18 protein-coding genes are annotated in these 18,265 nt (G+C 76.2%); 9 read left to right on the top strand and 9 right to left on the bottom strand.

Features of this window, described 5'->3' with window-relative positions; all coding sequences use genetic code 11:
* Nucleotides 1–28: 28 nt before the first annotated feature.
* Nucleotides 29–226, bottom strand: coding sequence for a hypothetical protein (locus tag ACIQOW_RS30290; RefSeq protein ID WP_401090253.1), 198 nt, complete (start codon nt 224–226; stop codon nt 29–31).
* A gap of 203 nt (nt 227–429) precedes the next feature.
* Between ACIQOW_RS30290 and ACIQOW_RS30285 the strand changes: the two genes are divergently transcribed.
* Together ACIQOW_RS30285 and ACIQOW_RS30280 are read left to right on the top strand one after the other, a co-directional pair.
* The gene (locus tag ACIQOW_RS30285) at nt 430–1,794 is read left to right on the top strand and encodes a D-alanyl-D-alanine carboxypeptidase family protein (RefSeq protein WP_401090251.1); all 1,365 of its coding nucleotides are present in this window, start codon (nt 430–432) and stop codon (nt 1,792–1,794) included.
* Nucleotides 1,795–1,839: 45 nt separating this feature from the next.
* On the top strand, nt 1,840–2,256 hold the full coding sequence (locus ACIQOW_RS30280; RefSeq protein ID WP_401090249.1) for a PPOX class F420-dependent oxidoreductase: 417 nt from the start codon (nt 1,840–1,842) through the stop codon (nt 2,254–2,256).
* Here the strand turns inward: ACIQOW_RS30280 and ACIQOW_RS30275 are convergent, their stop codons facing one another.
* The gene (locus tag ACIQOW_RS30275) at nt 2,257–2,532 is read right to left on the bottom strand and encodes a hypothetical protein (RefSeq protein WP_401090247.1); all 276 of its coding nucleotides are present in this window, start codon (nt 2,530–2,532) and stop codon (nt 2,257–2,259) included.
* Nucleotides 2,533–2,630: 98 nt separating this feature from the next.
* On the opposite strand from ACIQOW_RS30275, the gene ACIQOW_RS30270 reads away from it, so the two are divergent.
* Nucleotides 2,631–3,032 carry an NTP pyrophosphohydrolase gene (locus tag ACIQOW_RS30270; RefSeq protein ID WP_401090245.1) on the top strand — a complete coding sequence of 134 codons (402 nt, stop codon included), beginning with the start codon at nt 2,631–2,633 and terminating at the stop codon, nt 3,030–3,032.
* Nucleotides 3,033–3,039: 7 nt separating this feature from the next.
* Here ACIQOW_RS30270 and ACIQOW_RS30265 read toward each other — a convergent pair whose 3' ends face one another.
* Complete coding sequence (locus ACIQOW_RS30265) at nt 3,040–4,710, bottom strand: TROVE domain-containing protein (RefSeq protein WP_401090243.1); 1,671 nt, start codon at nt 4,708–4,710, stop codon at nt 3,040–3,042.
* A gap of 333 nt (nt 4,711–5,043) precedes the next feature.
* Here ACIQOW_RS30265 and ACIQOW_RS30260 point away from each other — a divergent pair, with 333 nt between their 5' ends.
* The 3 genes from ACIQOW_RS30260 to ACIQOW_RS30250 are packed head-to-tail and all read left to right on the top strand — an operon-like array spanning nt 5,044 to nt 7,921.
* Nucleotides 5,044–5,205, top strand: a complete 162-nt coding sequence (locus tag ACIQOW_RS30260; RefSeq protein ID WP_401090241.1) for a hypothetical protein — start codon at nt 5,044–5,046, stop codon at nt 5,203–5,205.
* Nucleotides 5,202–7,439, top strand: coding sequence for a heavy metal translocating P-type ATPase (locus ACIQOW_RS30255; protein WP_401090239.1), 2,238 nt, complete (start codon nt 5,202–5,204; stop codon nt 7,437–7,439). The genes ACIQOW_RS30260 and ACIQOW_RS30255 overlap by 4 nt, the downstream gene beginning before the upstream one ends.
* Entirely contained in the window at nt 7,436–7,921 is a 486-nt protein-coding gene (locus ACIQOW_RS30250; RefSeq protein WP_401090237.1) for a copper chaperone PCu(A)C, read from the top strand. Before ACIQOW_RS30255 ends, ACIQOW_RS30250 begins: the two co-directional genes overlap by 4 nt.
* 77 nt (nt 7,922–7,998) lie before the next feature.
* Here ACIQOW_RS30250 and ACIQOW_RS30245 read toward each other — a convergent pair whose 3' ends face one another.
* Both ACIQOW_RS30245 and ACIQOW_RS30240 read right to left on the bottom strand, forming a co-directional pair.
* The gene (locus ACIQOW_RS30245) at nt 7,999–9,006 is read right to left on the bottom strand and encodes an Acg family FMN-binding oxidoreductase (protein WP_401090235.1); all 1,008 of its coding nucleotides are present in this window, start codon (nt 9,004–9,006) and stop codon (nt 7,999–8,001) included.
* Between the two features lie 236 nt (nt 9,007–9,242).
* Complete coding sequence (locus tag ACIQOW_RS30240; protein WP_401090234.1) at nt 9,243–10,103, bottom strand: universal stress protein; 861 nt, start codon at nt 10,101–10,103, stop codon at nt 9,243–9,245.
* A gap of 392 nt (nt 10,104–10,495) precedes the next feature.
* Here ACIQOW_RS30240 and ACIQOW_RS30235 point away from each other — a divergent pair, with 392 nt between their 5' ends.
* From ACIQOW_RS30235 to ACIQOW_RS30225, 3 genes are all read left to right on the top strand, one after another.
* Nucleotides 10,496–12,193, top strand: coding sequence for a GAF domain-containing protein (locus ACIQOW_RS30235; RefSeq protein ID WP_401090354.1), 1,698 nt, complete (start codon nt 10,496–10,498; stop codon nt 12,191–12,193).
* 280 nt (nt 12,194–12,473) lie between these two features.
* A complete protein-coding gene (locus tag ACIQOW_RS30230) occupies nt 12,474–13,532 on the top strand; it encodes a saccharopine dehydrogenase (protein ID WP_401090352.1) in 1,059 nt (352 codons plus the stop codon).
* The gene (locus ACIQOW_RS30225; RefSeq protein ID WP_401090232.1) at nt 13,529–14,110 is read left to right on the top strand and encodes a TetR/AcrR family transcriptional regulator; all 582 of its coding nucleotides are present in this window, start codon (nt 13,529–13,531) and stop codon (nt 14,108–14,110) included. Before ACIQOW_RS30230 ends, ACIQOW_RS30225 begins: the two co-directional genes overlap by 4 nt.
* A 21-nt stretch (nt 14,111–14,131) precedes the next feature.
* Here ACIQOW_RS30225 and ACIQOW_RS30220 read toward each other — a convergent pair whose 3' ends face one another.
* The 4 genes from ACIQOW_RS30220 to ctaD all read right to left on the bottom strand — a co-directional run bounded on the left by ACIQOW_RS30220 (nt 14,132) and on the right by ctaD (nt 18,037).
* Nucleotides 14,132–14,542 (bottom strand): pyridoxamine 5'-phosphate oxidase family protein, encoded by a 411-nt coding sequence (locus ACIQOW_RS30220; RefSeq protein ID WP_401090230.1) that lies wholly within the window; start codon nt 14,540–14,542, stop codon nt 14,132–14,134.
* A gap of 154 nt (nt 14,543–14,696) precedes the next feature.
* On the bottom strand, nt 14,697–15,413 hold the full coding sequence (locus ACIQOW_RS30215; RefSeq protein WP_401090228.1) for a response regulator: 717 nt from the start codon (nt 15,411–15,413) through the stop codon (nt 14,697–14,699).
* Between the two features lie 141 nt (nt 15,414–15,554).
* Nucleotides 15,555–16,088 carry a hypothetical protein gene (locus tag ACIQOW_RS30210; RefSeq protein WP_401090226.1) on the bottom strand — a complete coding sequence of 178 codons (534 nt, stop codon included), beginning with the start codon at nt 16,086–16,088 and terminating at the stop codon, nt 15,555–15,557.
* Nucleotides 16,089–16,186: 98 nt separating this feature from the next.
* Nucleotides 16,187–18,037 carry a cytochrome c oxidase subunit I gene (gene ctaD, locus ACIQOW_RS30205; RefSeq protein ID WP_401090224.1) on the bottom strand — a complete coding sequence of 617 codons (1,851 nt, stop codon included), beginning with the start codon at nt 18,035–18,037 and terminating at the stop codon, nt 16,187–16,189.
* Between the last annotated feature and the right edge of the window lie 228 nt (nt 18,038–18,265).

The following is an 18,265-nucleotide window of genomic DNA, read 5'->3' as shown; positions in this document are numbered from 1 at the left end:
ACGGTCGGCAGCGCCGTGAGAGGCGCCGTCAGCCCCGCCGGGCGGCGGGGAAGGCCAGCAGGGCACCGAGCACCAGCAGGGTCGCGTACCCGGCGGTCTCGTGGGCCGACGGCACCAGGAACCGGACGAATCCGAACAGCCGGATGCCGCCGGTCCAGCCGGACAGCAGACCGGAGGCGCCGCCCGCGATCAACACGAAACCGAGGTAGCCGAGCAGGGTCTTCATGCCCCCGAGCCTAGGAAGCGGCCCCCGGTCGGGCATCCGACTTTCGGCGCGGGCCGGCGCCACCAAAGTCGTCCGCCGGCGGCCCGCCCCTTCGCGGACCCGCCCGCCGCGAGCGCGTCCGCCGTGAACTCCCGCCCCGCGCCGAGGCTCCGGACGGAGCAGCACGCCCGGCGGCCCGGCGGCGGCCCGGGTACGTTCGCGATGTGCTCCCCACGCGCATCCAGCAGAAGCCGTCTTCCGTCACCGCCGCCGCGGCCGGCGCCGCCGCCTGCGCCCTCGCGCTCGCCGTCGCCGCCCCGGCCGCCGTCGCCCAGGCCGCCGTCACCCAGGATTCCGTCCCCGCCGTGGGCGGGGAGCGGCTCGGCCGCCCGGCCGTCCAGGTCGCGCCGCTGGCCGGGGCGCCCGCACTGCCCGCCGAGCTGACCGGGCGATCCTGGCTGGTCGCCGACGCGGCCACCGGCGAGGTGCTCGCCGCCCGCGACGCCCACCTGCCGCTGCCCCCGGCCAGCACGCTCAAGATGCTGTTCGCGGACACCGTGCTGCCCAAGTTCGACCGCTCGGCGGAGCACCGGGTCACCACCACCGAACTCGCCGAACTCGGCACCGGCAGCAGCCTGGTCGGCGTCAAGGAGAACCTGCCGTACCGGGTCGAGGACCTCTGGCGGGGCGTCTTCCTCAGCTCCGGCAACGACGCCGTCCACGTCCTCGCCCACATGAACGGCGGCATCCAGCGGACCGTCGGCGAGATGCAGGACCGCGCCCGGGCGCTCCAGGCCCGCGACACCAAGGTCGTCTCCCCCGACGGCTACGACATGGACGGCCAGGTCTCCTCCGCCTACGACCTCACGCTGTTCGCCCGGGCCGGGCTGCGCAACGCGGACTTCCGCTCCTACTGCGCCACCCGCACCGCGCGCTTCCCCGGCGGGCTCGACAAACTCACCGGCCAGCGCACCAGCTTCGACATCGCCAACACCGACCGGCTGCTCGGCAAGTACCCGGGCCTGATCGGCGTCAAGAACGGCTACACCACCAACGCGGGCGCCACCTTCACCGGCGCCGCCGAACGCGACGGCCGCACCCTGCTGGTGACGGTGATGCACCCGGAGGCCCAGGGCAAGGTCTACGACGAGGCGGCCAGCCTGCTGGACTGGGGCTTCGCGGCGGCCGGGAAGGTCCAGCCGGTCGGCAGGCTGGTCGACGAGGCCGTCCCGCCCTCCCCCGCGGCGACGCCCGGGGCACCGGCGCAGGCGGAGGCCGACGAGCAACTGCCGCCCTGGTCCCGCCCGCCGGTGACCGGCGGCTCCGGCTCCGGCCTCGCCCCCGCCGTCTGGTCCGCCGCCGTCCTCGGCACCGCCCTCGCCGCCTGGGTCACCGCCCGCACGGCCGCCCGCCGCCGCACCGCACCCGCCAGGACCGCCCCCGCCCCGGCGTACCACGGGGGCGGCGCGACCGCCCTCGGCGGCGCCAGTGGCATCGGCGGCGGCCGGCGCCGCCTCACCCGCCGCGCCCGCGCCCTGCTCCGCGGCGCCCGTACCGTCCGGCCCCGCGGGCCCCGGCCGCCGCGCTGACCGGCCGGCCGGACCGGGCACCGCGCGCCCTCTAGACTTCCGGCCATGACCACGCCCGACCCCTCCCCCGCCGCGGACCGGCTCGCCCGGATCGTGCGGCTCTCCGCCGGGAGCTACCTGCTCGTCACCACGTACAAGAAGGACGGCACCGCCGTGCCGACCCCGGTGTGGGTGGTGCGCGACGGGGAGGCGCTCGGCGTCTGGACCGTCGCGGACTCCTGGAAGGTCAGGCGGATCCGCAACCGCGCCGACGTGCTGGCCGGGCCCTGCGACGTCAAGGGCCGCCCCACCGGCGAGCAGTACCCCGCCACCGCCGAGATCCTCGGCCCCGAGCGCACCGCCGCCTACCGGACCCTGCTGCGCCAGAAGTACGGCCTGCTCGGCGTGCTCACCCTGCTCGGCAGCCGGCTGCGCCGGGGCGAGCGCGGCACCGTCGGCATCCGGATCACCCTGACGGACTGACTACGGGTGCGGGTTCGCCAGCACACTGGGCAGCCCGACGAACTCCGACTCCGGCCCGAACCGCTCCTCCAGCCCGTCCGCCAGAGCGTTCAGCGCGGCCGCGCCGTCGCCCTGGAAGGAGGATCCGTGCATGACCGCCAGGGTGCGCGGACGCAGCTCGGCGAGTGAGCGCAGCGAGGCCGCGGCCGCCGTCAGGCAGGAGGTCTGGCGGAAGAGCCGCTCGGATTCCAGGGCCGGTTCGACCAGGTCGGCCTGTCCGCGGCGGGCGCCTGACATGCCGGGGGTGTCCCCGTTTCGGCGCAGCCGCGCGCCCGGTGGTCCGGCTGGGGAGCGCCCCCGCCGGACCTGCCGCCGGGCGTGGCAGGCTGGCGGCCATGGAACAGAACGAGGCCGCGCCGCCGCCCCTGCTGGTGGTGGACGGCGCGAACGTGGTCGGCTCCGTGCCGGACGGCTGGTGGCGGGACCGGCGGGGCGCCGCCGAGCGGCTGCGGGACGCCCTGGTCCCGCTCGCCGCCCGGGGCCTGCCCGAGCTGCCGGGGCCGCTGGAGGTGGCCCTGGTGGTCGAGGGCGTCGCCCGGGGCGTCGCCGGGGTGCCCGGGGTTCGGGTGGTCGAGGCGAGCGGCAGCGGGGACGACCGGATCGTGGAGCTGGTCCGCGCCGCCCGTACCGAGCACCCGGAGCGGGCCTGCGTGGTCGCCACCGCCGACCGCGAACTGCGCTCCAGGGTCGGCGCGTTGGGAGTCACCGTGACCGGGCCGCGCAGTGTGCGGCCCTGATCCGTGATCAGGCCAGGGCGGCGCCGGCGACGTGATCGCCGCTCTCCAGCAGCGGGATCAGTGCGAAGGACGCGTCGCTGAGGCCTCCGAAGGTGTGGCGGTGCGGGCCGGGAGCGGTGTGGCCGGTGGCGTAGCCGGCCAGGTTCCAGGTGTAGACCGGGACGGCCGCGGGGACGGGGGCGAACGGGTCACCACCCGACCGTCCGGCCTGCTCGTCGGTCACCACGACCACCCGGTCGTGCTCCCGGTAGCGCTTGAGCACGGCGGCGGCGGTGCGGGTGCCGCCCAGTGCGCGGAAGTGCCCCAGGGTCTCCAGCACCGACGGGCCGGGGACGACCGGCCAGCTGCCGCTGCCGAACTGGACCAGGTCCGCCCGCTCGGCCCGCATGGCCAGCGCGGTGCCGAAGACGGCGGCCGTGTCCGCCCGGTTGAGCCGGGTGCGGGCCGACGGCAGGTCGAACATCGAGTCCGAGCGGTCGACCAGCACCAGGGTGCGGCCGGGCAGTGCGGGCACCCTCGCCAGCGAGTGGCCGAGGGCGGTCTCCAGCGCCTCGGCCCAGCGGGGCGACGGCGCGGCCCGGTGGGCGGCCAGGAAGCGGAACGGGAACTGCCGGGAGCGCCGCACCTCCTCCGGGTCGGCGATCCGGCGGGCCACCTCCGCAGCCACCTCGTCACGGACCCCGGCCTGGTCGAGGGTGCGCAGGTTGCGCACCAACGCCATCGGACCCATCGAGGGGATGACGGCCTCCCAGACGGCGGCGTCCAGCGGGCCCTGCAGCCAGCCGGCCAGGGCCTCCCAGGTCATCCCGGCCTCGGCCAGGCGCCGGGCGCCGCCGGGCCCGGTGACCAGCGCGCGGCGGTCGGCCGGCGGGACGCCGAGCAGCGCGTGGTGGGCGCTCAGCAGGTGCTCACCGGCGGGCGGCAGGGCGCGGTCCGGGTGGTGGCGGCGGTCCAGGGCGTACCGGAACAGCGGGCCCTGCCAGGGCTTGGCCGGGTCGGGCGCGGGGTGGGTGAGCTCCAGGACGTCGCCGAAGCGGACGGCGTGCGACGGGGTGTCGTACTTCAGCAGGGCGCGGCCGGTGTAGAGCCGGCGGACGGCGTCGCCGATGCCCCGGCGCAGCGGCTGGGGCAGCCGGCGCCCGTACCTGGTGATCCAGTGGGACAGCAACTCGCCCGGCTCATCCGGGCGTTGGAGCACCGCGTCGACGGCCTGCCGGGAGTACCCGGCGGCACCGGCGGCGGCCCTGGCGTGGACGAACTCGACGGCCCCGGCCAGCGCCGCGGTACGGATGTGGGCCTCGGCGCGCATCCGGCGCAGCAGACCGAGCGTCCACCCGGGGTCGCTCACCGCGTGCTCGCGGATCAGCCGCAGGTAGCGCTCGTCGCGGTCGGCGGCCGACTCGTAGAAGCTCGCCTGGCCGGACAGGTGGGAGACCGCGAGCAGGAACAGCTCCGACTTCGGTTCCCTGACGTAGCCGGTGCCGCCCTGGTGGTTGGCGACGCCCCGGCGGCGGACGACCGGCGGCGGTGGCGAGCGCAGGTGCCGGATCTCGGGGACCGGCCACAGGCCGTCGGTGGCGAGCGGGAAGGACCGCCCGCGCCTGGTGAGTCCCGGTAGTTCTCGCTGGATCTCGGCCCTGGTGTCGGCCTTGGTCCGTTGGCGGTTGAACCGGGTCATGCAGAGGTCCCCCTGGTGGGTGGTCGGACTGGGCCGGGACAGGACGGGCTGAGAGGGGCGGGGCGCGGGTGGGGGCGCGCGGGCCGGAGCGGGCGCCTCCCGGGATCAGAAGTGGCACCGGTGGCACTTGTTTTCGTCAGGAAGTAACCGGGGCCGGGCGCATCGGGAGGCGCCGTCCCGGACGCTACCGGTCGGGCCGCGGTCCGTCATCCGATTATTCGCGCGGGATTCCGGAGCGGGACTTCGGTGCGGGACTTCGGAACGTACGGGAACCGATCGCGGCGCCCGTCCGACTGCTGGAGGGTGAGTGCGAAGTCGCCGGGTGTCCGGCCGTTGAGTGTGCTGGCAGGGTTCCTCCTGTTGCTGGTGGTGGTGTTCGTGGTGGCCTACGGGGTGGGCCGGCAGGTGGGGCCGGTGTCGCCGGGCCTGCGGCCGGGGAACGGCGGCGGCGCGTCGCCGGGGATGGGTGGGCACGACATGGGCGGGATGCGATGAGTGCGGTCACCGAGCCCGTGGTCGCCACCGATCTGGCGGTCGGCGGGATGACCTGCGCCGCCTGCGTGGGCCGGGTGGAGAAGCGGCTGGCCCGGATCGAGGGGGTGAGCGCCGGGGTGAACCTGGCGACCGGACGGGCCCGGGTGCTGCACCCGGCGGGAGTGCCGGTCGCGGAGCTGGTGGCCGCGGTCGAGCGGGCCGGCTACACCGCCGAGCCGCTGCCCGCGGGCGCGCCGGTCGGTGTGGCCGCGGAGGAGCCGGACGAGCGGTGGCGGCTGCTGGTGACGGCCCTGTTGGCCGTCCCGGTGCTGGTGCTGTCGATGGTGCCGTCGGCGCAGTTCACCGCCTGGCAGTGGGTCTGCTTCGCGCTGGCCGTCCCGGTGGTGACCTGGGGGTCGGCCGGCTTCCACCGCAGGGCCTGGCAGGGGCTGCGGCACGCGGCGGCGACCATGGACACCCTGGTCAGCCTGGGCGTGGTGGCCTCCTTCGGCTGGTCGGCGTACGCGCTCTTCCTCGGCGGGGCCGGCGATCCGGACATGCGGATGCCGTTCTCACTGACGGCCGACGGCGGTGGCGCCGCGCACGTGTACCTGGAGGCGGCGGTCGGCGTGCCGCTGTTCGTCCTGGCCGGGCGGCTGCTGGAGGGCCGGGTGCGCCGGCGCAGCGGTTCCGCGCTGCGGGCGCTGGCGGAGCTGGGCGCCAAACAGGTGTGCCTGCGGACGGCGGACGGCCGGGAGCACCTGGCACCGATCGAACTGCTGCTGCCCGGGCAGGAGTTCGTGGTGCGGCCGGGCGAGCGGGTGGCCACCGACGGGGTGGTCGTCGAGGGCGGCTCGGCGCTCGACCTGAGCCTGCTGACCGGGGAGAGCATGCCGGTCGAGGTGGGCCCCGGGGACCGGGTGGCGGGCGCGACGGTGAACGTCGGCGGTGCGCTGGTGGTCCGGGCCACCGCGGTCGGCGCGGACACCCAGCTGGCCAGGATCACCGCGCTGGTGGCGGAGGCCCAGGCCGGCAAGGCGCGGACGCAGCGGCTGGCGGACGCGGTGGCCGGGGTGTTCGTGCCCTGCGTGCTGGCGGTGGCGGCGAGCGTGCTGGGCTTCTGGCTGGGCGCGGGCGCGGCCCCGCAGGCGGCGGTGACGGCGGCGGTCGCGGTGCTGGTGGTCGCCTGCCCGTGCGCGCTCGGGCTGGCGACGCCGACGGCGCTGCTGGCGGCCACCGGGCGGGGCGCGGAGCTGGGCGTGCTGGTGCGCGGCCCCGAGGTGCTGGAGAGCCTGCGCCGGGTGGACACCGTGGTGATGGACAAGACCGGGACGCTGACCACCGGCCGGATGGAGCTGGCGGTCGTCACCACGGCCGAGGGCGTGGCCGAGGACGAGGCGCTGCGGTTCGCCGGCGCGGTGGAGCACCGCTCCGAGCACCCGATCGGCCGGGCCGTCGCGGAGGCGGCGCGCGAGCGCTGCGGGCCACTGCCCGCCGTGGACGGCTTCCGGGCCGCCACCGGGCTCGGGGTGTCCGGAACGGTCGGGGGCCGGGCCGTCCGGGTGGTACGCCCCGACGACACCGTCCTGCCGCCGGCCCTCGCCGAGGCCGTCGACCGGGCCGGGCAGGCGGGCCGCACGGCCGTCGTGGTCGAGCTGGACGGGCGGCCGACGGCCGTCCTCGCGGTCGGCGACACGCTGCGCTCCGGCAGCTGGCGAGCACTCCACCAGCTGCGCGGACTGGGCCTGGAGACCGTGCTGCTGACCGGGGACGGCCCCGGCGCGGCCCGGGCGGTGGCCGCCGAGCTGGGTATCGAACGGGTGCACGCCTCGGCCTCGCCCGAGCTCAAGGCCGCGGTGGTGGCGGACCTGCGGGCCGCCGGGCGGACGGTGGCGGTGGTCGGCGACGGCGTCAACGACGCGGTGGCGCTGGCCTCGGCGGACCTCGGGGTGGCGCTGGCCTCCGGCAGCGACGCCGCGATCGGCGCGGCCGGGCTGACCCTGGTGCGCGGCGACATCGAGGCGGTGGTGGACGCCGTACGGCTGGCGAGGCAGACCCTGGCGACCATCAGGGCCAACCTGCTCTGGGCCTTCGGCTACAACCTGGTGCTGATCCCGCTGGCGGCGGTCGGGCTGCTCAACCCGATGCTGGCGGCGGTCGCGATGTCGCTCAGCTCGCTGCTCGTGGTGGGCAACAGTCTGCGGCTGCGCACCTGGGAGCCGGGGCGGGCGAAGCGCCGGGGAGGACGTCGATGAGGGTGTCGGAGCGGTTCAAGGTGGCCGGCCCGCCGGTCGGGGCGGCGGCGCTGGCGCTGGTCCTGCTCACCGGGTGGACGGCGGTCGGCGGGGCCGGCCGGGCCCGCCAGGTGGAGGCCGGGCCCGGCTGGGTGCTGCTGCCGACGGCGGGCGCGGCCCCCGCGACGGCGGCCTTCTTCACGATCCGCAACCCGGGCGACGTGCCGGACGAACTGAACGGCGCCACATGGGAGTTCGGTGGCCGGATCACCCCGAAGCGGCACCTCCACCAGGGTGCGGCGGGCCGCTGGGAGCCGGCCGCGGCCCTGCCGGTGCCGGGCCGCGGCGAGCTGCGGATGACGCCGGAGGACGCGGACCTGATGATCGCCGACCCGCCGCCGCTGCGGGCCGGCCAGTGGGTGGAGTTCACCCTCACCTTCCGGCACAGCCCGCCGCTGCGGCTCGGCGCCCGGGTGCTGCCGGCGGCCGAGCGGCCGCGCTGACCGGTCCGGGGGCTGACCAGGAGCCGGACGGCCCGGACGCCGGACGGCATGGACGGCGGACGGCCCGGAGCCGTCGCTCAGGAGGGGCCCTCGCCGAGGGTCTCCTCCACCGCCCGGCGCGGGGTGGCCGCGCCGGGCGGGCCGTAGCCGGTGCGCAGCACCAGCTGGACGTGGCTCGGCCCGGCGGCCGGGTCGCGCAGCGCCCAGCGGGTGTCCGGCCACTCGATCGCCTGGTGCCAGACGGTGAGCCGGACGCCGTGCAGCGTGGCCAGCAGCCAGACCCGCTCCAGCGCCTGCCCGGTGCGCAGCCAGTCCAGCGGGCCGTCGCCGGGGGTGGAGAGGGTGCACAGCTGGGGCAGCGCCTCGAAGCGCCGGGAGGGCTGCGCGGACAGCTCCGGCGGGTGGCCGGCGAACTCGCGCATCGGCACCCGGGCGTCGTGGTCCTGCGGGCCGAGCGCGGCCCGCGGGATGCCGTCCTCGGCGGTGCCGTCGTCGGTCCGCAGCCAGCCGCGGGACTCCGCGGTGCGGGCCGGGTCGGCGGCGTTGCGGCGTTCGGCCTCGGCGGTGAGCGCCTGCACCCGCCGTACGCCCTCCTCCTCCAGCGCGGCCAGCGCGACGCCCTCCTCGCGGGCGGCGTCGATCAGCTCGCCGATCACCGCCTCGGGCACGTCGCGCTGGGTGAAGGGCTCCCGGCTGGAGTGCCGGGCGGCGATGGCCGGGTAGAGGTCCCGGCCGAAGGGCGTGAGGGCGGCGGCCGGGCGGGAGAGGTCGAGCACGGCGAGCAGCTCGGGCTCGGCGACGTCCGGGAGCAGCCGGACCAGCGGTTCGCGGTCCAGCTGCCCGGCCGCCACCCGCAGGTTGAACACGGCCGCGCCGACCGCGACGTGCACCCCGGCGCCGACCGGGTCGGCCAGCGGTACGGTGCGCCCGGTGTCGGCGTACACGGCGAGCCCGCGCCCGTCCGGGGTCGGCACGAAGCGCCAGGGCTGGCTGTTGTGCAGCGACGGCGCCGCGCCGCCGGCGGTGGCGAGCAGGCGCAGGTCGGCTTCGGTGAGCATCTGGGTGAGGGCCGGGTCGAGCGTCATGGCGATCCACTCCTTCAACCGCGGGGCTTCTTCAACCGCGGGGCTTCGGCTTCGATCGCGGGGCCCGGCCGCACAGGCCCTGAGGTCCCGTGCTTCCGAGGGTGCGCGCCCGGCCCCGGTGGGCGGCAGGGCCCAAGGGCCTGTTCCCGGACTCCCCCGGCCCGGGGGAGGACGGGCCCCCAGTGGGCCCGTCCGGTGGATCGTGACGGGGGTGGATCCACCGGACGGGCCGTCCGTCACCCGTGCGGGACGACCGCGACGGGAGCTTCGGCGTGGTGCAGGACGGCGTGCGCGACCCGGCCCACCCGGGGGCCGAAATCGATCTGGCGGCGGCCCCGGCCGACCACCACCAGGGCGGCGCCGGCCGAGGCCTCGACCAGGGCACGGGCGGCGCCCAGCTGCACGTCCTCGACGACCTCGACGTCCGGGTACCGCTCGCGCGGCTCGGCCAGGGCGAGCGTGAGCAGCTTGGCCTCCAGCGCCTCCAGCTGGCCGAGCTCGGCCGCGGGGACGGCGCCGCCCGCGTAGCCGAACACCGGCGGCAGGTCCCAGCCGTGCACCGCCCGGACCCGGGCGCCGCGCAGGGCCGCCTCGCGGAAGGCGAAGTCGAGCACCTCGGCCTCGGGGTCGTGGGCGTCGACGCCGACCACGATCTCGGCCGCGCGAGCCTCGTCCGCCGTCCCGGCTTCGCGCACCACGACCACCGGCGCGCTGCTGCGCCCGGCCACCGACATGCTGACGGAGCCGAGCAGCAGCCCGGTGAAGCCGCCGCGGCCGCGCGAGCCGAGCACCAGCAGCTCCGCGTCCGCGGCGGCGGCCACCAGACCGTCCACCGGCGCGTCCAGGACGGCGTCGGTCTCCACGGTCAGGCCGGGGTGCAGGCCGCGGATCTCCTCGGCGGCCTCGGTGAGGGTGCGGCGGACGGCCTCGGGCAGGTCGTCCGGCTCGGCGAAGGACGACACCCCGTCGGTCAGCCACGGCCAGGCGTGCACCAGGTGCAGCGTGGCGCCCCGGCGCGCCGCCTCGGCGGCGGCCCAGTGGGCGGCCGCGGCGCTCTGCGGCGAGCCGTCGACCCCGGCCAGCACGGTTGACGTCATGAGTCTTCCTCCACACTGTCGACACGCTGTCGACGCTCGGCGGTTCGGTGCGGGCCGCGGTGCGCTCTGACGCCCCGTCCGCTCGCCCCCAGCCTGGCAGCCGCCCGCGGCCCGGCGGGAGGGGCCTCAGGACCCTCCGGGACGGGACGAAAGGCCCGCCCGACGGAGCCTACGGCCGACCCCGCCGTCCCCACCCCCGACACGTGGGCACTACCGTGAACACGGCAATCCCGCTGGTCGGACGGCGCCCGGGCCGGACGGTGCGGCGGGGAGCCGCCGTCCGCGGGGCGGATGCGGCGCGTCCGGAGGACGGACGGGCCGGTCAGGGCAGGACGACGAGGAGGACAGCGGTGGGCGGAGCGGACGGCAGCGCGGCGGGTGGCGGCGCGCGGATGCCACGGCTGCGCCTGGACGAGCTGCTGGGGGAGCTCCAGTGGCGGATCGACGCGGCGCGCGGCACCCAGAACCGGGTGCACAACCTGCTGGAGGCGGTGCTGGCGGTCGGGCGTGAGCTGGACCTGGCGCAGGCGCTGCACCGGATCGTGGAGGCCGCCGCCGACCTGGTGGACGCCCGGTACGGGGCGCTCGGCGTGATCGGCCCCGACGGGCACACGCTGTCGCAGTTCCTGACGGTGGGCCTGTCGGAGGAGGAGATGGCCGAGATCGGCCCGCCGCCGTCGGGCCGGGGCATCCTGGGCGAGCTGATCCGCGAGCCGCAGCCGCTGCGCTGCCCGGTGCTGTCGGACCACCCGGCCTCGGTCGGCTTCCCGCCGAACCACCCGCCGATGCACACCTTCCTGGGGGTGCCGGTGCGGGTGCACGGCGAGGTGTTCGGCAACCTCTACCTGACCGACAAGCGCGGCGGGCTGGACTTCGACGAGGACGACGAGGCGGTGATCTCGACCCTGGCGGTCGCGGCCGGCGTGGCGATCGACAACGCCCGGCTGTACGAGGAGGCGCAGCTGCGCCAGCGCTGGCTGCGGGCCAGCACCGAGATCACCCGCAGCCTGCTGTCGGGGGCGCCGCGGCTGGAGGTCGTCGAACTGATCGCCCGCCGGGCCCGGGAGATCTCGGGCGCCGAGCTGGCGGACGTCTCGGTGGCGCTGGCGGGCCCGGAGGAGCGGGCCGAGGAGCTGACCGTGGAGGTGGCGCTGGGCGGCACACCGTCCGCCCGGCTGGGGGTGACGGTGCCGGTGGACGGCACGCTGTCCGGCGCCGCGTACGCCTCGGGTTCGCCGGCCACCAGCGACGAGCTGGCCTGCGACCCCCGGTTCTCGGCCGGCCCGGCGGGCCGCTTCGACGGGCTGGGCGCGGCGGTGGCGGTGCCGCTGGGCACCGGGGCCGGGTACGGGCGGGGCGTGCTGCTGCTGGCCAGGGCGCAGGGGCAGCCGGCCTTCGGCCCCGAGGAGACCGGCCCGCTGCTGGGCTTCGCCGACCAGGCCGCGCTGGCCCTGGAGCTGGCCGAACGGCGGCGCGACGCCGAGCAGTTGAACCTGCTGGAGGACCGCGACCGGATCGCCAGGGACCTGCACGACCTGGCGATCCAGCGGCTGTTCGCGACCGGGATGACGCTGCAGAGCGCGGGCCGGCTGATCGAGAGCCGGGCCGCCGCGGACCGGGTGGCCAGGGCGGTGGCCGACCTGGACGAGACCATCAAGATCATCCGCTCGACCATCTTCGGCCTGCGCGCCCACAGCGAGCCCGACCGCGGGCTGCGCGCCCGGGCCTCCCGGGTGGTCACCGAGGCCCAGGGGCCGCTCGGTTTCGCGCCGCGGCTGAGCATGGAGGGCCTGCTGGACACCGACGTGCCGCAGGAGCTGGCCGGGCACGTGGTCGCCGTCCTGGCCGAGGCGCTCAGCAACGCGGTCCGGCACGCCGGGGCGTCCCGGGTCGAGGTGACGCTGCGCGCCGTGGCCGGCCGGGTCGCGCTGACCGTGACGGACGACGGCGTGGGGGTGCCCGAGGGCGGGCGGCGCAGCGGGCTGCGCAACCTGGCCGAGCGCGCCGAGCGGGTGGGCGGCGACTTCACCGTGGAGCCGGCCGAGGGCGGCGGCACCCGGCTGGCGTGGGAGGCCCCGATCGGGTCCTGAGGCCTCCGCACCCAGGGGCCCTCGGGGGGCGGGCGCTCCTCAGGCCCGCAGGGCGCGCCGCTGTCGAAGAAGGACAGGTCAGCAGGGGAAACGGTGACGGCCGGCTCAGTCATGACGCCAATTTTAGGTCGGGTGACCTATATTTGCCTCCATGAGCACCGAACCCGTTGCCGACGGCCTGCCCGTGCCCCCGTCCGCCCCCGCCGTCAGGCTCGCACAGGACCTCGTCCCGCACGACCGATTCGCGCACGACCGCCTCGTCCACGACCCCGAAGGCCCCGTGCTGCTGGTCGGCGGCTACGGCACCGTCGGCACCGAACTCGCCCGACTCGCTTCCCCCGACTGGCCGTTGCTGCTGACCGGCCGCTCCGAGCAGCGCGGCGCCGCCCTCGCCGCCCAGCTGGACGCCGCCGCCGCCCGGCGCTGGGACCTCGCCGACCCCGAGCCGTTCACCGCCGCCGTGCGCGCGGTGGTCGGCGTGGTCAACGACCCGGACGACCGGGTGCTGCGGGCCGCCGTCCGCGCGGGCGTCCCGTACGTGGACGTCACCCGCTGGACCGCCCGGCTCCAGCGCGCCGCCACGCTCACCGCGCTGCTGCGCCCGACGGCCCCGGTGCTGCTCTCCTCCGCCTGGATGGGCGGGGTGACCAGCCTGGTCGCCGCCGCCCTGGCCGAGCGCCTCGGCGGGGCCGAGCAGGTGGAGACCGCCATCCGCTGGGACCTCGCGGACCGGGCCGGCGCCGACTCGGTCGAGTTCATGGACCGCCTCGGGCTCGACTACGAGGTGGTCCAGGACGGCCTGCGCCGCTCCGTCGCCCCGCTCAGCCGCCCGCGCACCGTCCGGATCGGCGACACCCCGACCCTGGTGGCCGGGATCGACACCCCCGAGCAGTTCACCCTCCCGCTCACCCTCGGCGCCACCACCGCCACCACCCGGATCGGCTTCAGCTCCCGCTCCTCCACCACCGCCCTGCTGGCCGCCCGGCGCGCCGGGCTCTTCCGCTGGGGCCGCGGCGAGCGCTGGGAGCCGGCCCGCCGCGCGCTGCTCTACTCCCCCGGCGAGGGCGGCACCGCCCGGCTGCGCACCGACGTCGGCAACGGCGGGCGCGTGCTCACCGCCACCGTCGAGGACCGGGCCGGCCAGGCCCACCTCACCGCCGTCGGCGCCCTGCTGGCGCTGCGCCGGGCGCTCGGCGCGGACGGCGCCCCGCCGCCGCCCGCCGGGGTGTGCTTCCCCGAGCAGACCCCGGTCCCCGAGCGGGTGCCGGCGGACCTGGCGGCGCTGGGCGTCACGGTCGCGGTCGCCGAAGGGCGGCGCGGCGTCGGGGCCGCGGCATGAGCGGCGTCCGGGGCCTGAGCGGCAAGGGCGCCCAGCGGCGGGAGCAACTGCTCGACACGGCGGAGGAGTTGCTGGTCACCGCGGGCGGCACCGAACTCTCCATGCGGGCGGTGGCCACCGCGGCGGGCGTCCGCCTCGGCCATCTCCAGCACTACTTCCCGACCCACGCCGAGCTGGTGGCCGCCGTACTGGACCGCGTCCTCGCCCGTTCGGTGGAGCGCCTCGCCCCGCTGCTCGACCCGGCCCGCGAGGAGGACGCGCTGGTCCGCGAGATCCTCGCCGACCAGGAGGACCCGCGGCTGGTCCGGCTGTTCGCCGAACTGTGGGCCCTGGCCGCCCGCGACGCCTCGGTGGCCGGCGCCGTCCAGGCCTTCTACACCCGCTACCGGGAGCTGGTCTCCGCCTTCCTGGCCGAACGCCACCCGGCCCTCGGCGAGGAGGAACGGCACGCCCGCGCCCGGGTGTTCATCATGCTGGTCGAGGGCGCCTCGCTCTTCCGCTCCGGCCTGGCCGGCACCCGGGACGAGGCCGCGGACGCCGAACTCCTGCGCACCGCGCGGGCGTTGCTGGGGCCGTGAGGAGGCTCCGGCGGGGCCGGCTCAGCTCAGGCAGCGGCCGATGACCAGTTCGGGGCGGATCCGGATGCGGACCGTGCCGCCCGGGTCGGCCGCCTTGCCGGCCGGGCGGACCTGGGCGCGGCCGAGGACGGTGACGAACCAGCCGGAGCCGTCCCGGCCGTCCACCTCGTCGGCCTCGAAGGCGATCACGGCGCCGTCGACCGCGCGGGCCAGTTCGGAGCCGGCCGGGGCCGAGAGCAGGACGCCGCCGTGGGCCAGCCGGAAGGGCACCGGGAGGACGGCCGGGAGGGCGTCGACGGTGTAGACCACCCGGCCCACGGCGGCCCGGCCCAGCAGTTCCAGGGCCCGCTTCCGGTCGAGTTCACGGAGTCCGGGAAAGTCGGGACGGTCGTACGAGAAGGGCCGGGGGGACGGGACGCGGTCGCGGTTCATGCGAGCGATGCTCGCCCGGGCCCGGGGCCGGTCGCGAGGGCCGATGGTCCCGGCGGGGCCCGGGCGGGGGCCCCGTCCGGCAGGTCTTCGGCCCCGGGTCCTGAGCCCGGGGCCGAAGGCCCGTTCGGCCCCGGACGGAGCCGAACGGCAGGGGTCAGTACCGGCCGGAGCGCAGCACGGAGGGCTGGGCGGCGGCGGTCTGACGCAGCTCGGTGGCGATCAGGGCGGCCTGCACCCGCCGCTCGACGCCCAGCTTGGCGAGCAGCCGCGAGACGTGGTTCTTGACGGTCTTCTCGGCGAGGTAGAGCCGCTCACCGATCTGCCGGTTGGTCAGACCCTCCCCGATGAGTTCGAGGACCTCCTGCTCGCGCGTGGTCAGGCCGGGCCCTGTGGTGACCGGCTGGGCCGGCTCGGCGTCGCTGCGCAGGCGGTTGAGCAGCCGGGTCGCGGCGCCGGGGTCGAGCATCGAGCGGCCGGAGGCGACGGTCCGGACCGCGGCGACCAGGTCGGTGCCGCTGATCTGCTTGAGCACGTACCCGGCGGCGCCCGCCATCACGGCGTCCAGCAGCGCCTCCTCGTCGTCGAAGGAGGTCAGCATCAGGCAGGCCAGCCCGGGCATCCGGGAGCGCAGCTCGCGGCAGACCGAGACGCCGTCGCCGTCGCCCAGCCGGACGTCCAGCACGGCCACGTCGGGCCGCAGCGCGGGCACCCGGACGAGCGCCTGCTCGGCCGTCGCCGCCTCCCCGACCACCTCCAGGTCCGGCTCACCGTCCAGCAGGTCGTGCACCCCGCGGCGCACCACCTCGTGGTCGTCCAGCAGGAACACCCGGACCGGCGCCGGGGCTCCGGCACCCTCCGTCTTGGTCGCCATCACGCGGCTCCACCTTCGTCACCCCCGCACACTCCCAGCGGGGCCCAGGGCATCATCCCCCGGCCCCGGCCGCGAACCCAGGGCCCAACGGCCCCATTCGGACCGGGCCACAGTGCCCGGGGAGCCGGGGCACGGGCGCCCTCAGCGCCCCTGGCGCCGTACGTTGCCCAGCCCCACCAGCAGGAAGGCGAGCGCGACGCCCACCCCGCAGACCGCCGCGAGCGCCACCCTGGGCACCACGGCGCCGCCGCCCGAGAGCAGGATCGCCACCGCCCCGAGCGAGGCGACGGCCGCGCCGACCACCAGCCAGCCGGCCAGGGCCAGCGTCGGCGGCCGGTCGGAGCGCGGGGCGGGCCCGGCGTCCAGGGCCTCCCAGCGGGCCGCCGTCTCCCGCACCTCGCGGTGCCGGTCGAACAGGGCCCGCAGCCGCAGCGCCGCACCACCGACCAGTCCGGCGAGCGCGATCTGCGCGGCGGGCCGCCAGTCCGCCACGACGAGCAGCAGCCCGCCCGCCAGCGCGAGCCCGGCCCACCAGAGCACACAGGCCGCGGCGGCCGTACGGGTGGAGCGGGGCCGGTCGGCGCCGGCCTGGAGGTCGGCGATGGCGGGCAGGTACCAGACACAGCCGCTCGCGGTGAGGGCGGCGGTGCCGATGGCGAGAACGGTGTGGTTCACGACCCGGCCTTCCTGGTCACGAAGGGGTGGGAGAAGGGGGGCCGTCCCCGCCCGCCCGGGGGCAACGGTGGGCGGGGACGGCGTTGGGGGGAGCGGCCTCAGCCGCCCGCGCCGGGTGGGCCGGCGGGCCCGGACGGCCCCGCGGGCAGGTCGGCCGCCGCCGCCCGCGCCCGGTCCGCCCGGCTCAGCGGCCGGTCGTACTTCGCCGGCTCCACGTCGCCCAGGTGCTTGGCGGGCTCGCCGCTGTGCACCAGCACGTCCTGGGCCGCGATGTCCGGGTGGTGGAGGTCGAAGGCCGGGGACTCGGAGCGGATCCGCGGCAGCTTGACGAAGTTGTGCCGGGGCGGCGGGCAGGAGGTCGCCCACTCCAGCGAGCGGCCCCAGCCCCACGGGTCGTCCTCGGTGACCTTCTCGCCGTACTTGGCGGTCTTCCAGACGTTGTAGAGGAACGGCAGGATCGACAGGCCGAGCAGGAACGAGCCGATGGTCGAGACCGTGTTCAGGGTGGTGAAGCCGTCCGACGCCAGGTAGTCGGCGTAGCGGCGGGGCATGCCCTCGGCACCCAGCCAGTGCTGGACCAGGAAGGTGCTGTGGAAGCCGACGGTCAGGGTCCAGAAGGTGATCCTGCCGAGCCGCTCGTCGAGCTTCTTGCCGGTCATCTTCGGCCACCAGAAGTGGAAGCCGGCGAACATCGCGTAGACCACGGTGCCGAACAGCGTGTAGTGGAAGTGCGCGACCACGAAGTACGAGTCGGAGACGTGGAAGTCGATCGGCGGGGCCGCGAGCAGCACGCCGGTCAGACCGCCGAACAGGAAGGTGACCAGGAAGCCGACCGTCCAGAGCATCGGGGTCTCGAAACTCAGTGAGCCCTTCCACATGGTGCCGACCCAGTTGAAGAACTTCACGCCGGTCGGGACGGCGATCAGGAACGTCATGAAGGAGAAGAACGGCAGCAGGACCTGTCCTGTGACGTACATGTGGTGCGCCCACACCGTCACCGACAGGCCGGCGATGGCCACCGTCGCGGCGATCAGGCCGGAGTAGCCGAACATCGGCTTGCGGCTGAAGACCGGGATGACCTCCGAGACGATCCCGAAGAACGGCAGCGCCAGGATGTACACCTCCGGATGCCCGAAGAACCAGAACAGGTGCTGCCAGAGCATCGCCCCGCCGTTGGCGGGGTCGAAGACGTGTGAGCCGAACTTGCGGTCGCACTCCAGCGCCAGCAGCGCGGCGGCCAGCACCGGGAAGACCAGCAGCACCAGCACCGAGGTGAGCAGCACGTTCCAGCAGAAGATGGACATCCGGAACATGGTCATTCCGGGTGCGCGCATGCAGATGATGGTGACGATGAAGTTGACGGCGCCGAAGATACTGCCGAAGCCGGACAGCGTCACGCCCATGATCCACATGTCCGAGCCGACGCCGGGCGAGTGGATCGCGTCGGACAGCGGCGCGTAGAGGAACCAGCCGAAGTCGGCGGCGCCCTGCGGGGTCGCGAAACCGGCCGCGGCGATCAGCGAGCCGAACATGAACAGCCAGTAGGACAGCATGTTCAGGCGCGGGAAGGCGACGTCGGGGGCGCCGATCTGGAGCGGCATGATCCAGTTGGCGAAGCCGGTGAACAACGGCATCGCGAACAGCAGCAGCATCACCGAGCCGTGCATGGTGAAGGCCTGGTTGAACTGTTCGTTGGAGAGGATCTGCGTTCCGGGCCGGGCCAGTTCGGCGCGCATGACCAGGGCGAGGATGCCCCCGATCAGGAAGAACGCGAACGAGGACACCAGGTACATGGTGCCGATCGTCTTGTGGTCGGTGGTGGTCAGCAGCCTGACCAGGGCCGAACCGGGCCGCCTGGCCCTGACCGCCGCGGCCGGAAGGGCCGTCGGCGGTGAGGTGGGGTCGCCCTGTGCCTGAGTGGCGCTCAAGGACGCACTCCTTCGGAACATCGTGCGAATGGATGGCGATCCATGATCCGAACTGGCCGCCCCCGCACCCCAGGGCCGTTGGGCCCGGCCGTCCCGGGCCGCTGGGCCCGAGTTCCCCGGCCCCCGCCGGGACTTCCCGACCGGGCGCCCAGGGACCTCCTGACCCGCCGTCGGGTGCCCGACCCCCGGCCCGCGTCCGCTCGGGCCGCGCTCACCGCGGCGCGGAGCCCCGGTCGAGAACCGCCGGAA

It is taken from the genome of Kitasatospora sp. NPDC091335 (genome assembly GCF_044757205.1).
Classification (GTDB): Bacteria; Actinomycetota; Actinomycetes; order Streptomycetales; family Streptomycetaceae; genus Kitasatospora.
The sequence above is the reverse complement of the archived record's forward strand: the minus strand, read 5'-3'. Positions and strand labels throughout refer to the sequence as shown.

Coding starts and splice junctions, on each gene's coding strand:
- ACIQOW_RS30290 (WP_401090253.1), bottom strand. CDS start 226: ATGAAGACCCTGCTCGGCTACCTCGGTTTCGTGTTGATCGCGGGCGGC.
- ACIQOW_RS30280 (WP_401090249.1), top strand. CDS start 1,840: ATGACCACGCCCGACCCCTCCCCCGCCGCGGACCGGCTCGCCCGGATC.
- ACIQOW_RS30275 (WP_401090247.1), bottom strand. CDS start 2,532: ATGTCAGGCGCCCGCCGCGGACAGGCCGACCTGGTCGAACCGGCCCTG.
- ACIQOW_RS30270 (WP_401090245.1), top strand. CDS start 2,631: ATGGAACAGAACGAGGCCGCGCCGCCGCCCCTGCTGGTGGTGGACGGC.
- ACIQOW_RS30265 (WP_401090243.1), bottom strand. CDS start 4,710: ATGACCCGGTTCAACCGCCAACGGACCAAGGCCGACACCAGGGCCGAG.
- ACIQOW_RS30255 (WP_401090239.1), top strand. CDS start 5,202: ATGAGTGCGGTCACCGAGCCCGTGGTCGCCACCGATCTGGCGGTCGGC.
- ACIQOW_RS30250 (WP_401090237.1), top strand. CDS start 7,436: ATGAGGGTGTCGGAGCGGTTCAAGGTGGCCGGCCCGCCGGTCGGGGCG.
- ACIQOW_RS30245 (WP_401090235.1), bottom strand. CDS start 9,006: ATGACGCTCGACCCGGCCCTCACCCAGATGCTCACCGAAGCCGACCTG.
- ACIQOW_RS30240 (WP_401090234.1), bottom strand. CDS start 10,103: ATGACGTCAACCGTGCTGGCCGGGGTCGACGGCTCGCCGCAGAGCGCC.
- ACIQOW_RS30235 (WP_401090354.1), top strand. CDS start 10,496: ATGCCACGGCTGCGCCTGGACGAGCTGCTGGGGGAGCTCCAGTGGCGG.
- ACIQOW_RS30225 (WP_401090232.1), top strand. CDS start 13,529: ATGAGCGGCGTCCGGGGCCTGAGCGGCAAGGGCGCCCAGCGGCGGGAG.
- ACIQOW_RS30220 (WP_401090230.1), bottom strand. CDS start 14,542: ATGAACCGCGACCGCGTCCCGTCCCCCCGGCCCTTCTCGTACGACCGT.
- ACIQOW_RS30215 (WP_401090228.1), bottom strand. CDS start 15,413: ATGGCGACCAAGACGGAGGGTGCCGGAGCCCCGGCGCCGGTCCGGGTG.
- ctaD (WP_401090224.1), bottom strand. CDS start 18,037: ATGTTCCGAAGGAGTGCGTCCTTGAGCGCCACTCAGGCACAGGGCGAC.